Source organism: Neobacillus niacini, from assembly GCF_046591715.1.
GTDB lineage: Bacteria > Bacillota > Bacilli > Bacillales > Cytobacillaceae > Neobacillus > Neobacillus niacini_L.
Map to the genome: position 1 here is coordinate 1,099,841 of NZ_JAWVNQ010000001.1, position 13,652 is coordinate 1,113,492.

Here is a 13,652-nt window from a genome sequence, read left to right on the forward strand (position 1 = left end):
TAATACATGTTAAAAGATGAAAAAGCCATTGTCGTATTTAGCGGCGGCCAAGACAGCACTACTTGTTTATTTTGGGCATTACAACAATTTAAAGAGGTGGAGGCAGTCACTTTCGATTACAATCAGAGGCATAGCTTAGAAATTGAATGTGCCAAAAATATTGCTAATGAACTAGGTGTAAGACACCATATTTTAGATATGTCGTTATTGAATCAGCTTGCACCAAATGCGTTAACACGCTCTGATATTGAAGTAAAAGAAGGAGAAGAAGGGGAACTTCCTTCAACATTTGTTCCAGGAAGAAACCTGTTGTTCCTTACATTTGCCGGAGTATTAGCACGTCAGGTGGGTGCCAGGCACCTAGTGACAGGCGTTTGCGAAACAGATTTCAGCGGCTACCCAGATTGCCGTGATATTTTTATCAAATCTCTTAATGTTACCTTAAATCTCTCCATGGATGATAACTTTGTTATTCATACGCCGTTAATGTGGCTGAATAAAGCGGAAACGTGGGAATTAGCGGATGAATTAGATGCGTTTGAATTTGTACGTGAAAAAACATTAACCTGCTACAACGGCGTTATATCTGACGGCTGCGGGGAATGTCCTGCTTGTGTGTTAAGAAAACGCGGCCTTGATGATTTTCTAAGTGGGAGGTCTAAAAATGTACGGATTTAGAATCGTCGATAAACTGCAAAGAATAGAGGAAGACATTCAACTGAGTGAGTTAAAGTATCATACGAAGCGTGTGTTGGTAAGTAAGGAATTTACCTTCGATGCTGCCCATCATTTACACTGCTACGAAGGAAAATGTAAAAACCTCCATGGCCACACCTATAAAGTAGTCTTCGGGATCAGCGGTTATGTGGATGACAGAGGGTTAATGATGGATTTTGGTGATATCAAGGAAATTTGGAAAAATGAAATTGAGATTTACCTGGATCATCGATATCTAAATGAAACACTGCCGCCGATGAATACAACCGCTGAAAATATCGTGGTTTGGATTTATGAAAAGATGCAAGAAGCATTGGCTAGTGATGTGAACAAAGGTCGGTTGCTCGGAGCCAGAGTTGAATTTGTCCGTCTTTTTGAAACACCTACAAGTTATGCTGAGGCAAGAAGGGAATGGATGGAGGAATGAGCAAAATTCCCGTACTAGAGATTTTTGGACCCACGATCCAAGGCGAGGGGATGGTCATTGGGCAAAAAACGATGTTTGTAAGGACTGCCGGCTGTGATTATTCCTGCAGCTGGTGTGATTCGGCCTTCACTTGGGACGGCAGTGCCAAAGATGATATCAGGCAGATGACTGCAGAAGAAATTTGGACAGAATTAAAAGCCCTTGGTGGTGACAATTTCTCCTTTGTTACAATCTCAGGGGGGAATCCTGCACTGTTAAAAAATCTAGATTCGCTGATTGATTTGTTAAAAGAAAAGCAGATTACGATTGGTATAGAAACGCAGGGTAGCAGATGGCAGGATTGGTTCTTAAAAATCGATGAACTAACAATCTCACCAAAACCGCCTAGTTCAACGATGGAAACGAATTTTGAAATATTAGACTCTATTTTTAGAAATCTAGCTGATTTTAAAAATAATGTTAGTTTAAAAGTTGTTATTTTCGATAATAGAGATTTGGAATATGCGAAAATGATTTATAAGCGATACCCAGACATTCCGTTTTACCTTTCAGTGGGGAATGATGATATTACGAATAGTGATAATCGAGAACTGATTCAAAAGCTTCTTCATAAATATGAGTGGCTGGTTACTTCTGTAGTCGAAGATAAACAATTAAATAATGTAAGAGTGCTTCCTCAATTACATACTTTGATTTGGGGTAATAAGCGCGGTGTTTAAATGTATGGCCCACCAAAGATTTAGGTGGGCTTTTCCGTATTTCTTAACAGTTTCTTTTTAAAAATCCATTTTAAAAATGGCGGAACGGCGAAGAATATAAAAAGGAGTCTGAATAATTGGAATCCGGTTACGATTGATAAGTCAGCATGGACTTCATGGGCAAGAATTGCCATTTGATCGGCACCCCCAGGAGTTAAGCTTAATAAACTCGTTGCAGGAGTAATGTCGTTATAATGGACGAGCAGCATGCTTAGGCCAAAGGATCCCAAAATCATGACCAAACCACTTACAATTGCAAAGATGATTATTTTTCCTTTATGCTGTAATTTTTCCGGCTTTAGCAATAAGCCAATATAGCCGCCGATCATAATTTGTGAAAAATCCATTACCGAATTTGGCAACTCAGGTCCCTGGAGACCAGTTATAGTCAAAATAGCTGTAGCTGTGATAGGTCCTAACAAAAAGGGAGTGGGAAATTTAAGCCTTTTTCCTAAAAATGCACAAATCACACAGATAGCAGCATAGAAAATAATTGATGGAAATAGAGTATCTGAGGTTTGATTGGAGTTGTTTTCTAAGTTTTCGATAAGTGCAGATGAAGAATTTGTAACTAATGGACTATAAATAAGAAAAGGAACCGAAAAAATAATCATGATGACTCTTGTTACCTGCAGAAACGAAACGGTGGTAAGGTCAATTCCTTTAACTTCTTCAGCAAAGGTTATCATTTGCGAAAGCCCGCCTGGTATACTCCCTGTCAAAATGGTTGGATAATCAACTCCAGAAAGCTTGGATACAAAAAAGGCGATACCTGCACAGAAAATAACAAGGATAACCGTCAACAGAAGCATGAGCGGCAGTTTTCCTAAAATCTGAATAGCTGCCTCTTTGGTAAAGGATAAACCAATCGAATACCCCAGTATTATCAATCCTATGTCCCGAATCTGGATTGGCCAATGAACCTGAATCTTCTTAAATCTTGAACCAATTAATACAGCAGTCATTGGACCAAGCAGCCACGGAATCGGAACAGTAATAAGAAAAAACACAATCCCGCCTATAAATGCAATCAATAGTGTATAGAAAAAACGAAATATTGTATGATTCGTATAGTTTATCACTGGAAAGCTCCCTCTAAATCCTTTTCTATTATTATACCAAATTATTCCGTTGGAAATCATTTTAAGATTGCATAGTCCTTTAAAATAAATACAATTTGTTTTCTTTTATTAAGTAAAGGTGAAATTTGAATTAAGTGTAGGTAAAATCGTTGCCATTCGACACACATGGAATAAACAAGAGTTTAATATCAAATGTGGAGTAAGGGATATAAAAATTTTTGGAGGTGCTTGTGTATGAAAAACATACTTAGAACCGCTGTCCAACAAAGAAGGCAATTTCTTATAGATAAACTGCTTAAAATTGGTGTGTTTAAAAAAGAAGATCGACATCTATATGAATGGACTTTAAATGACCTTGAAAGGGAATATGAGTATTTGGAAACAAATCAAGATAAGGGTAAGATAAAACAAGAAAACCAACAGCTGCAATAATCAGCTTTTATACTTAGTCACAGGAAAAAGCCGGCTGCAAAAATCCGGCTTTTTCACTTATGATTTATGTATTTGAAGATCCTAATTCTCCACGATCAGTTGCCATAGGAGGCTGCTCTAACCATTTTTGATTAATCATGATATTGGAACCATCTTCTGAATACAATTGAACTTCCAGCGATAATCTGTTATACATGACGCCCAAATCCATTCGAGGACTCTGCGCCACACCTGTACCGTAATATCCAATACTTAAAGAGATTAACCCAGTCGTAAAGAACATCATCAATTTATCGGAAAATGTGTAAGCAGTACTGTTTGTTACTTCCGCAGTTAGAGAGGCAGGAACAGGGAGGTTACATTCCTCTAATTTCTTGCCAAAAACCTTGACATGTTTCTTGCCAATATCGATTCCTCTAAGAAAAAATTGGGTAACTTCCTTATCTTTTGCAACTTGGCTAAAGCCAATCAAGGTAGCCACACCTAGGATATTTCGCTGGATATTAGCGAATAAATTCCCTGCTTCAGCGACGATTAACGGTCTCTTTTCACCAATTACATCAAAAAGAAAAGCTTGTTTATTAACAAATTCAACCTTTTCATTAGGTATTACTGGTGACCGTACATAAAGACCTTTTGCTAATAATAAATCTTTTGATACTTTGTATAGTTGCATTGTCTCAGAAACACATTCCATATAATAATCAGTGATGTCTCCCCTTACAGATGAGGCGACACTAGCGGAATAATTGGTTAGCCCAATCTTAGCCATTTGATGGATAAAATGAAGTACGTAGCTGTCTGTATATAATTTAGGAGCGGATAGATCCACATCTTCTTCCACTTTAAAGCCATAAGGAATCGCATAATCCTCTTTTTCAAAAAATAGAGTTAACTTTTCTACATGTGTCTGTGATAACCGTAAAGCGAATTCAATAACATATGATATTTCTTGGTCTTCAACCTTTTCTAAAAAAAATTTCAAAACACAAATACTCCCACTATCATTCATATATTGCGACCAAAGCTGAGCTAATTCAGCGGATGTAATCTTCACCTTCTTATCATTTTCCATACAATACCTCCATAAATTGAATCCCTAATACAATCATTTCCATTGTTAATGAATATATGTATCTACACTTGTATCTTCTTGAAATATTTAAGAGTTTGGAACTAGAAAATGTAAGACTTATTTCTCATTAACTTTCAAGAGATTCGTTTTAAAATGAAGCGATATGTAAAAAGATAATGGAGATAGTATGAATAAGGTGGTAAAAAGACGTGGGACGAATGGAACAGAGACAGCAAAGAAAAGCGTCTAAATGGGACTGGAGACAGTACCTAACAAAAGGGATTGTGAAGAAATTAGCAGTGGCAGGAATTATTACTGCCTTATGCACGCTGATCGTTGTAAATATCTTTATTTGGATTAGCGATGTCAGTAAATTAAATAAGCCGGCGCCACAGCCGACGATTATTTATGATCAAAATGGGGAGATTGCGAGTAAGATATCCAATTCAAGCATTGAAGGAGTAAGTATTAAGCAAATTCCTAAGGAAGTCATTCACGCAGTGATTGCAACGGAGGACCAACGATTTTATAAGCATAGTGGTATCAATTACTTTGCGATTATGAAGGCTTTCTTCAAAAATATGTTGAGCGGAGACATTGTTGCAGGTGGGAGTACGGTTACACAGCAGCTCGCAAAAAACGCATTTCTCACACATGAACGAACCTATACACGTAAGGTCAAAGAGTTAATCATTACAAAAAAGATTGAACGTACGTATTCAAAAGATGAAATCATGGAGAGATATTTGAACCAGATTTATTTTGGAGAAGGTGCATGGGGAATTCAGCGTGCTGCTAAGACTTACTTTGGAAAAGAAGCAAGTGAACTAACTTTAAGTGAGTCTGCGATGCTTGCCGGGTTAATCAAGGCACCTTCGATTCTCTCGCCATTTAAGAATATGGAAAAATCAATTGAGCGGCGTAATCTTGTTTTATCGCTAATGGAACAAGAAGGATACATTAGTGCAAGCGATGTTGAAAAAGCAAAGCAGCAGCCAGTGGTCCTAAATGAGGAAAAAGTCGAAGACGAGTATGATGGCAAATATCCTTATTACGTGGACCATATTATCCAGGAAGCCATGTCGAAATATAAACTTACTAAAAATGAAATTCTATCAGGCGGACTTGCTATTTTTACAGAATTAAATCCTGTGATTCAAAAAGGAACAGAAGAAGTTTATCTTAATGATCACTTTTTTCCGGATAGTCAAAGTGATCAATTGCTCCAAAGCGGAGCTATTTTCATTGATCCGAAAAGCGGCGGAATAGAAGCGCTCGTCGGCGGCCGAGGTGAGCATACGTTTTTAGGATTTAATCGGGCAGCCCAATTAGTGAGACAACCAGGTTCAACGATGAAACCCTTGGCGGTTTATACGCCTGCATTAGAGGCTGGTTATGAGGTTTTTGATGAATTACAAGATAGTCCGCTAGATTTTGGAGGATACCAGCCAAAGAATTTTGACCGGCGATACCGTGGTGAGGTAACGATGTATGAGGCAGTCATACATTCGTACAATGTTCCCCCTGTTTGGCTGTTAAATCAAATTGGTTTACAAGAGGGAACAAAGAAGGTGGAGGAATTTGGAATTCCTTTACATGAAAAAGACCATGCCCTGGGGATTGCGCTTGGAGGTATGAACGAAGGGACTTCACCGCTGGCAATGGCACAAGCTTATTCCACTTTTGCAAATGATGGAAGAATGCAAGAGGCTCATTCTATTCAAAAAATAGAAGACATTGATGGAAAGGTCATAGCAAAATGGAAAAACAAATCAACACAAGTGACCAAACCAGAAGTGGCACAAAAAATCACCTATATGCTTAGAGGTGTAGTAAAGGAAGGCACTGGGAAAAAGGCATTCCTAGACGGACTTGATATCGCGGGGAAAACGGGTTCAACCCAGCTGCCATTTGCTAATGACGGCGGAACAAAGGATCACTGGTTTGTCGGCTATACACCTGATATTGTTGGAGCGATATGGTTAGGATACGATCAAACGGACGAAAACCATTATTTAGCCACTTCTAGCAGTGGAACCACTCCCGTTATTTTCAAAGAAATCCTAGCGAGATCAAAATCAGAGCTTTCCGATAATAAATTTGCCTTAACAGCACTTGAGAAAAAATATAAAAAGGAAATAAAAGAAATAAAAGAAATAAAAGAAAAAGAAGAAAAAGCTAGGAAGGAAAAAGGAAAGGAAGAAAAAGAGAAAAATAGGGGCAAGGGAAAAGATAAAGGTAAAGGTAAAGGTCAGGAAAAAAATCAGAAGGAAAAGGAAAAAGGTAAAAAAAGGGATGAAGAAGAGGAAGATGAAAACGAAGAAGATGAAAACGAAGAAGATGAAAACGAAGAAGACGAGGATGAATAACATAATACTCGAGTAAGCAAAGGGCTGGTCTTATAAAAGAGACCAGCCCTTTTTGTTAAATCTATGGTTGAGTTAAGTGGAAAAAGCACATAAAAATAGTGAAGCTGGAAATAAATAAGTAGTATTATTTTTAGCAATGGAGGGATAAAATGGAAGACCAAAATACGATGGGAACAGGTGAAAGTGCGGATTCATTAACGAACCGGCAAGGTCATCCTGTGACAGATAATCAAAATATTAGAACGGTGGGAAACCGAGGACCATCCACACTTGAGAATTATGATTTTATCGAAAAAATTTCACATTTTGATCGGGAGAGAGTGCCAGAACGGGTAGTTCATGCACGGGGCGCTGGGGCACATGGATATTTTGAGGCTTATGGAACTGCTGGTGATGAACCTGTTTCAAAATATACAAGAGCAAAGCTGTTCCAGGAAGCAGGAAAACGCACACCGGTTTTTGTTAGATTTTCTACGGTTGCTGGTGCAATGGAATCACCTGAGACCGAACGTGATCCGAGGGGCTTCGCGGTGAAATTTTACACGGAGGATGGGAACTGGGATCTTGTCGGAAATAATTTAAAAATATTCTTCATTCGTGATGCGATTAAGTTTCCAGACATGATTCATGCTTTTAAGCCCGACCCGGTTTCAAATTTAAGTAACCCTGAACGAATGTTTGATTTTCTTTCCACTACACCAGAAACTACCCATATGGTTACCTTTCTATTCTCTCCATGGGGAATACCAGCGAATTACCGCCAAATGCAGGGATCAGGAGTAAATACATATAAATGGGTAAATAAAGATGGTGAAGCGGTCTTAGTCAAGTACCACTGGGAACCCTTGAAACAAGGGATAAAGAATTTGACGAAAAAAGAAGCAGCGCAGATTCAAGCTAAAAGTGTCAGTCATGCAACTCAGGATTTATATGAAGCGATTGAGCGCGGTGATTACCCAGAATGGGAGCTTTGTGTCCAAATCATGAGTGACGATTACCATCCCGAGTTAGATTTTGATCCGTTAGATGATACGGTATTATGGCCAACTGACAAGTATCCGTTTTTAAAGGTAGGAAAAATGGTTTTAAACAAAAATCCTGAAAATTATTTTAATGAAGTAGAGCAGGCCGCGTTTGGTACTGGAGTATTGGTGGATGGCTTGGATTTTTCTGATGATAAAATGCTCCAAGGCAGAACGTTTTCCTACTCCGACACGCAGCGCTACCGTGTGGGTACAAACTATTTACAACTCCCGATCAATGCTCCTAAGAAGCGGGTTGCAACCAATCAGAGGGGCGGACAAATGTCTTATCACGTGGATGCAGGTCAAAATCCGCATGTAAACTATGAGCCTTCTGTAATCGGTGGATTGAAGGAAGCCGAACAAGTAGGGAAAGTCCATGAACCGCATTATAATGATAAATTGGTTCGTGAAAAAATTGACCGTACAAATGATTTTGGCCAGGCAGGTGAAACGTACAGGAACTTTGAGGACTGGGAAAGGGAAGAACTCATTAGCAATCTTGTCGATGCCCTGAAAGTATGCAGACCAGAAATTCAAAATAAAATGATTGAGTATTTTACAAATGCTGATGAGGACTATGGCAAGCGGGTAAGAGATGGTGTAGAGCAGGCAATGAAAATGAGGCAGGAAACAACTCATACAAGCACATCTGACGCTGATGAAGCAACCGAAAAGGCACAACAAATGGGACATGAAGCAGACCCGTATTAACCCTAGAAAGGCCGAACATAAAATAAGTTCGGCCTTTTTCGTGTTTATAGGGGAAGGGCATTCATGAAAACAGCAGGAATTTATCAAGTGGTGGCGAAATTTGTATATAATAAATTATTTTAAGGGATGGTGTTTTTTTATGTATCGTTTCAAAGCCATAGATCACATACAACTAGCAGCGCCAAAGGGCTGTGAGGATGGAGCAAGGAAGTTTTTTATTGATATCTTAGGGTTCGAAGAAATGGAAAAACCACAAGAATTGAAAAAACGCGGCGGTGTTTGGTTTCGATATGGGAGCATACAGATACATATTGGTGTAGAGGAGCCATTTGTACCTGCAAAAAAGGCCCATCCTGCTTTTGAAATAGAAAATATTGAAGTATTGAAAATGCATTTACGCGAAAAAGGAGTACCAGTGGTCGAAGATCACAACTTACCGGGTGCAAATCGTTTCTATACCTCAGATCCGTTTGGTAATCGCATTGAATTTTTAGAGTGGAAGTAATATTTTTATAAAAAGGCAGGGAGGAAAATGAGTTTAAGGGATAAAACAATTGAAGAATTAGAGGAAATTGAAGAAGAAATAAATGAGCAGGAGAGGGAGCATGGATACCTAAATTATTCCATAAAAATTGACTTATACCGGGAAATGTATCGGAAACTCTCTCAGTTTGTCCGCCAAAATGGTGAGGATTACCAAAGTTCGCTTGATTATGTAAAAAGGAAATTGGTTTACAATCTCATCTATTATGGAACCTATTTGAAAACTGAATATCAAAAAGATGATTATTTGGCTAGAAGCTGCCTCGAGGAAGCCTTACAGTATGATCAGAAAAATCCTTTGGCGGCATACAGACTCGGTTTCTTGTCTTATAAGTTCAACGATTATATTAAAGCTATCCATTATTTTCAAACTGCATTAGACCATGATCAATACCATAAACAACATCTCTATCATCTTAATGAACAACAGCAGTTTAATGCCCATTTGTATTTAACCAATTGTTCATTGCATCTGGCAAAGGATACTTATGAAAAAATGAATCAATTGCCTTTTGCCAAAATACAAGATATACCGAACGAGGAGTTATCACCACTATTTAACAGACTATTGGAAAATGAGAAATATATGCTTCAGAATGCGTTTTATAAGATTAGTAAAGATGTAACAGACACATGCTCCAAAGCGGAGTGCGAACAGTTAATTTCATCTCCACCTCCTAATACATTGTTACTATATTTTAGTGACCGTAACATTACGGCATTGTTCAATGGACAGGAAGTGTCCCTTACCCAAGATCAAGGATATATGCTCAGTTATTTCCTTATTAAAAGTTCAGAACAATATCCTGCAACTAGGCATCACTTCTCTGTTGTCGATACAATCCGGCCAAACACCTATATCCAGTCGGTAAATAGATTGAGAAACCGATTAAGTAATCAAGGATTTCCTGCGTTTATACAACGAACAAGGTTTCAGGAGGAAGCAGCATATTATTATGATGAAAATTATCCGTTTATGGTCATGTATCGAGTGGACGAAGAAATTGAATATCGTTAATACCAGCCAGTATTTTAGAATATTTATAGGTTAAATGAATAATAGTTAAAATGAGTATGTTTTCTTTGTGACCTTCGGGCATAGGGGGTGGATGCTTCTGAAAATTGAATCCCAGCATATTTTTGGTTTACCTAGGAAAATTGTCTGGAAGTACATCAAGGATGAAAAGGTACTTGGCAATGCTATTCACAGTTTGCGGAGCTTTGTAAAAAGCTCAAATTCAGTATATAAGGCAGAAATGGAGATAATCTTAGGGCCGCTAAAGGATGTATTTTCTATCGAGGTAAAGCTCGTAAAAGAAAAACTGCCTTCTTATTATCATGTCACTGTAAAAGGAAAAGGAAATCTAGGGGAGGTTAACGGCAAAGCCGATTTGTTCTTAAGTGACCACCAAGGAGGTACACAGCTTCAAATTCAGGGTGAAGCAAATGTCACGGGCACTCTTTCAGGGCCAGCAGAACGTGTCCTAAATGGCGGAGCCAACAAGGGGATCGAGAAATTTTTTCAAAACTTAGAAAAAGAAATGAGAAAAAACCTTTATCTTTTAAGAAAAGGTCGAAAAGTTTAATACGAAAGAGCAACGTCAACAGCGTTGCTCTATTAATCGTGCTCCGGATAGTTGGCTAATTCTTTAATTCCTACAATCCAATCCTTGAAACTAGCATATTTATTGGCGTCAAAGCCGAATTGTTCTCTAATGAAGGAGATGGACTTATGTTCATTATCATGAACAATCCCATCTGAATAGACGAGTCGCAGGATTTCAGCTAACACTATTTGCTTGGTGCGTTCATCTTTAAATACTTTAAGGATATCTTCTAACGCTGCTCCCTTGAATGTGTAATCCTCTAGATTCATTTCTTTTTGATATTTAACAATTACGGGATTTTCAAATACGGAATAATTCCCATCAACTTTTGCCATTAGGTAGGCCAACTCAAGAAACGCTTCTTTCTCCTCTTGTTGAAGCTCTGTCAAAAACATTATTTGCAGCTCCTTTTTAGATATTTGATTATGTACTAGACATCTTACCAAGTTTAAATACCTTTTGTCTATTGTTCATTGGATGAAAAAGGAAAGACTGTTATAATCGTAATAGGGGGGATAAGGATGAATGAAAAATTAATTAGGATTGGTACAACATATTTACCTGTTAGTGATGTAGATTTCGCTGCTGAATGGTATGTAAACAAATTAGGAGCAATTTTAAGTTACCAGGATGAAGACAAGGCCATACTTAATTTTGCTAATCAAAGTGTCTTTCTTGTAAAGGCTAAGAAAAATCAGAGTGCTAACTTTATTAATACATATGGTGAAGAATGTTTTTCGATTACATTTGAAGTGGATGGAATAAATGTTTTAGAAAACATTCATCAGGACTTTAAAAATAAAGGTATAAGGGTGGGCGAAATCGAAAACAGAGGACATAGCGGGCGAAACTTTGTGTTCTATGATCCAGATGGAAATAAATTTGATGTGTGGAGTGAACTTAGTCCCATTTTTAAAGAAAAGTTTCTATCTTAGTAGGCTGTGTAAAAGTTAAATGTTGATATTGCACCCTGTTGATTTTCGCGGAAGGCACGGAGACTCCTGCAGGAGTACGGGGCTGGGGAGACCCCACAGGCGCAAAGCGCCGAGGAGGCTTCCCGGCACGCCTGCGGAAAGCGAAGTGCCTGGAGCGCAAATCAACAGGCCCATCTAACACAGCCAAAGGTAAAAGTGTTTCTGTATCGGCAGAGATGCTTTTTTTATTTGCTTGTGATCAATTCCATATGTTGGAATACCCGTGTTACTTCCAGTTAATAATAAGATATATTGAAATAATATTTTGTTAGTTAAAACGGGGTTGATAAGGTGCATTTATTGTTGAATGGCCTGTTTTTCATTGCTGGTGTCAAATGGGGCGGCTGGAGGAATTGGAGTAAATATCATTCCACCATTTTATTCTTCTGGTTTGGTGATTTACTTTACAATGTTTTATGTAAAAATCATCTGATGTGGGAGTATAAGGAGACGATATTTGGTCAAACTTTCCTTCCTAATCATCTTACTGTTTCGTTATTAATTATGTTTGTTGCATATCCAGCTACTGTCTTAATCTACCTGGGTAATATTCCGAGAAGTACATTTAAAGTTGTTTTATGGCTATGCTTATGGGTTACGATATATTCGTTAATAGAATACATAAATTTACGATACCTTAACTTAGTATCCCATCATCACGGCTGGTCGATGGGATGGTCCGTTTTGTTTAACTTGATTATTTTTTCCATGCTGTTGCTGCATTATAAACACCAAGTTGCAGCCTTACTCATTTCCATTCCAATCATCGTTTTCTTTATTATCTTCTTTAAGGTTCCCATTTATTGAAGAGTACTCGAATAGATTTCCAAGGAATGTAAAAACTAAAGGAAAAATGAGGTTAAGGGGTATTACAAATGGATTTATTGAAACCGATCAACATAAGCTCAGATAAACTAAGCCCTGATCAGCCATTTACTGCCGTAGAATTAGGTAAGCTATGGGCTACATATGTAGGAAATAGTATGTCCAACAGAATATTGAGCTATTTTCTTAAAAATGTAGAGGATGAACATGTCAGGATACTGCTGGAAAATGGTTACAACCTTACAGTGGATTTTATGAAGACAATTGAAAAGTTCTTCTCTAATGAAAAGGTTGCCATTCCGATAGGATTCACAGAAGATGACGTTAATCTCGGAGCACCTAGATTATTTGAGGACCAATTTTACGTTCATTATTTAAAATATGCCGCGAAAGCTGGACTTAGTTTATATGCCATTGCCGTCCCATTAGTGATGAGAGAGGATATACGTGAATTTTTCATTCATTGTAATACCACCACTACGATTCTTATAGGGCAAATTAACAATGTCTTAATGGAAAAAGGTTATATCATTAAGCCGCCTTCCATTCCAATGCCGCCGAAGGTTGACTTTATTCAAAAAGAGAACTATTTGAATGGTTTTTTTGGAGATATACGGCCATTACATGGATTAGAAATTATCCACTTGTACGATAATATTGAAAATAACATTACCAGCAAAGCACTATTGATTGGTTTCAGTCAGGTAGCTAAAAAGGAAAAAGTTAGAGATTACTTTGTTAAAGGAAAGGATATTACCGACAAAGAAATTCAGCGATTTCAAGATAAATTACATAAAGAAAATTTACCATTTCCGTCCCAGATTGATCATTTAGTTACAACTTCTACTTTTTCACCTTTTTCAGATCGAATCATGGTATTCCATAAAGTAGACATGTTTTCAATTAAGATTCGTTCATTTGCAAACTCGATGGCGGTCAATGGCAGACGGGATATTGGTATGATGTATATGAAATCACTTGCTGAAGTGTCGTTATTTGTGGAAGACGGCGCTAATATCATGATTGATCACGGTTGGATGGAACAGCCTCCAAAAGCAATTGACCGGGAAAACTTATCCTCAAAATAAACATTTTTTGTTTTGGAAG

Annotated in this window: 15 protein-coding genes; 12 read left to right on the forward strand and 3 right to left on the reverse strand. The window is 37.8% G+C overall.

Features of this window, described 5'->3' with window-relative positions:
- Positions 1-6 precede the first annotated feature (6 nt).
- Genes queC through queE form a run of 3 tightly spaced genes read left to right on the forward strand, consistent with a single transcriptional unit; the run spans position 7 to position 1,863 of the window.
- Complete coding sequence (gene queC / locus SFC47_RS05350) at positions 7-678, forward strand: 7-cyano-7-deazaguanine synthase QueC (RefSeq protein ID WP_411253202.1); 672 nt, start codon at positions 7-9, stop codon at positions 676-678.
- Entirely contained in the window at positions 665-1,144 is a 480-nt protein-coding gene (gene queD, locus SFC47_RS05355; protein ID WP_411253203.1) for a 6-carboxytetrahydropterin synthase QueD, read from the forward strand. The genes queC and queD overlap by 14 nt, the downstream gene beginning before the upstream one ends.
- A complete protein-coding gene (queE, locus tag SFC47_RS05360) occupies positions 1,141-1,863 on the forward strand; it encodes a 7-carboxy-7-deazaguanine synthase QueE (protein ID WP_411253204.1) in 723 nt (240 codons plus the stop codon). Before queD ends, queE begins: the two co-directional genes overlap by 4 nt.
- A gap of 20 nt (positions 1,864-1,883) precedes the next feature.
- On the opposite strand, the gene SFC47_RS05365 is transcribed toward queE, so the two are convergent.
- Complete coding sequence (locus SFC47_RS05365; RefSeq protein ID WP_411253205.1) at positions 1,884-2,984, reverse strand: AbrB family transcriptional regulator; 1,101 nt, start codon at positions 2,982-2,984, stop codon at positions 1,884-1,886.
- A 234-nt stretch (positions 2,985-3,218) separates the two neighbouring features.
- Between SFC47_RS05365 and SFC47_RS05370 the strand changes: the two genes are divergently transcribed.
- Entirely contained in the window at positions 3,219-3,416 is a 198-nt protein-coding gene (locus SFC47_RS05370; RefSeq protein WP_411253206.1) for a Fur-regulated basic protein FbpA, read from the forward strand.
- 64 nt (positions 3,417-3,480) lie between these two features.
- Here the strand turns inward: SFC47_RS05370 and SFC47_RS05375 are convergent, their stop codons facing one another.
- Positions 3,481-4,491: a DUF3231 family protein gene (locus SFC47_RS05375; RefSeq protein WP_411253208.1), complete on the reverse strand. Its 1,011-nt coding sequence runs from the start codon at positions 4,489-4,491 to the stop codon at positions 3,481-3,483.
- Positions 4,492-4,709: 218 nt separating this feature from the next.
- Between SFC47_RS05375 and SFC47_RS05380 the strand changes: the two genes are divergently transcribed.
- The 5 genes from SFC47_RS05380 to SFC47_RS05400 all read left to right on the forward strand — a co-directional run bounded on the left by SFC47_RS05380 (position 4,710) and on the right by SFC47_RS05400 (position 10,725).
- On the forward strand, positions 4,710-6,860 hold the full coding sequence (locus SFC47_RS05380; RefSeq protein ID WP_411253209.1) for a transglycosylase domain-containing protein: 2,151 nt from the start codon (positions 4,710-4,712) through the stop codon (positions 6,858-6,860).
- 149 nt (positions 6,861-7,009) lie between these two features.
- A complete protein-coding gene (locus SFC47_RS05385) occupies positions 7,010-8,596 on the forward strand; it encodes a catalase (RefSeq protein ID WP_411253210.1) in 1,587 nt (528 codons plus the stop codon).
- A gap of 139 nt (positions 8,597-8,735) precedes the next feature.
- Positions 8,736-9,101 (forward strand): VOC family protein, encoded by a 366-nt coding sequence (locus SFC47_RS05390; protein ID WP_411253211.1) that lies wholly within the window; start codon positions 8,736-8,738, stop codon positions 9,099-9,101.
- Positions 9,102-9,128: 27 nt separating this feature from the next.
- Positions 9,129-10,157, forward strand: coding sequence for a tetratricopeptide repeat protein (locus SFC47_RS05395; RefSeq protein WP_411253212.1), 1,029 nt, complete (start codon positions 9,129-9,131; stop codon positions 10,155-10,157).
- A gap of 91 nt (positions 10,158-10,248) precedes the next feature.
- Positions 10,249-10,725: an SRPBCC domain-containing protein gene (locus SFC47_RS05400; RefSeq protein ID WP_411253213.1), complete on the forward strand. Its 477-nt coding sequence runs from the start codon at positions 10,249-10,251 to the stop codon at positions 10,723-10,725.
- Positions 10,726-10,757: 32 nt separating this feature from the next.
- On the opposite strand, the gene SFC47_RS05405 is transcribed toward SFC47_RS05400, so the two are convergent.
- Entirely contained in the window at positions 10,758-11,141 is a 384-nt protein-coding gene (locus SFC47_RS05405) for a hypothetical protein (RefSeq protein ID WP_411253214.1), read from the reverse strand.
- A gap of 126 nt (positions 11,142-11,267) precedes the next feature.
- On the opposite strand from SFC47_RS05405, the gene SFC47_RS05410 reads away from it, so the two are divergent.
- The 3 genes from SFC47_RS05410 to SFC47_RS05420 all read left to right on the forward strand — a co-directional run bounded on the left by SFC47_RS05410 (position 11,268) and on the right by SFC47_RS05420 (position 13,633).
- Positions 11,268-11,681 (forward strand): VOC family protein, encoded by a 414-nt coding sequence (locus SFC47_RS05410; protein WP_411253215.1) that lies wholly within the window; start codon positions 11,268-11,270, stop codon positions 11,679-11,681.
- Positions 11,682-12,023: 342 nt separating this feature from the next.
- A complete protein-coding gene (locus SFC47_RS05415; protein WP_411253216.1) occupies positions 12,024-12,527 on the forward strand; it encodes a CBO0543 family protein in 504 nt (167 codons plus the stop codon).
- A gap of 68 nt (positions 12,528-12,595) precedes the next feature.
- Positions 12,596-13,633, forward strand: coding sequence for a DUF3231 family protein (locus tag SFC47_RS05420; protein WP_411253217.1), 1,038 nt, complete (start codon positions 12,596-12,598; stop codon positions 13,631-13,633).
- The last annotated feature ends 19 nt before the right edge of the window (positions 13,634-13,652 follow it).

Bases quoted from the DNA above. Each gene is read 5' to 3' on its own strand.
- queC (WP_411253202.1), top strand. From the start codon at position 7: ATGTTAAAAGATGAAAAAGCCATTGTCGTATTTAGCGGCGGCCAAGAC.
- queD (WP_411253203.1), top strand. From the start codon at position 665: ATGTACGGATTTAGAATCGTCGATAAACTGCAAAGAATAGAGGAAGAC.
- queE (WP_411253204.1), top strand. From the start codon at position 1,141: ATGAGCAAAATTCCCGTACTAGAGATTTTTGGACCCACGATCCAAGGC.
- SFC47_RS05370 (WP_411253206.1), top strand. From the start codon at position 3,219: ATGAAAAACATACTTAGAACCGCTGTCCAACAAAGAAGGCAATTTCTT.
- SFC47_RS05375 (WP_411253208.1), bottom strand. From the start codon at position 4,491: ATGGAAAATGATAAGAAGGTGAAGATTACATCCGCTGAATTAGCTCAG.
- SFC47_RS05380 (WP_411253209.1), top strand. From the start codon at position 4,710: ATGGAACAGAGACAGCAAAGAAAAGCGTCTAAATGGGACTGGAGACAG.
- SFC47_RS05385 (WP_411253210.1), top strand. From the start codon at position 7,010: ATGGAAGACCAAAATACGATGGGAACAGGTGAAAGTGCGGATTCATTA.
- SFC47_RS05390 (WP_411253211.1), top strand. From the start codon at position 8,736: ATGTATCGTTTCAAAGCCATAGATCACATACAACTAGCAGCGCCAAAG.
- SFC47_RS05395 (WP_411253212.1), top strand. From the start codon at position 9,129: ATGAGTTTAAGGGATAAAACAATTGAAGAATTAGAGGAAATTGAAGAA.
- SFC47_RS05400 (WP_411253213.1), top strand. From the start codon at position 10,249: ATGCTTCTGAAAATTGAATCCCAGCATATTTTTGGTTTACCTAGGAAA.
- SFC47_RS05405 (WP_411253214.1), bottom strand. From the start codon at position 11,141: ATGTTTTTGACAGAGCTTCAACAAGAGGAGAAAGAAGCGTTTCTTGAG.
- SFC47_RS05410 (WP_411253215.1), top strand. From the start codon at position 11,268: ATGAATGAAAAATTAATTAGGATTGGTACAACATATTTACCTGTTAGT.
- SFC47_RS05420 (WP_411253217.1), top strand. From the start codon at position 12,596: ATGGATTTATTGAAACCGATCAACATAAGCTCAGATAAACTAAGCCCT.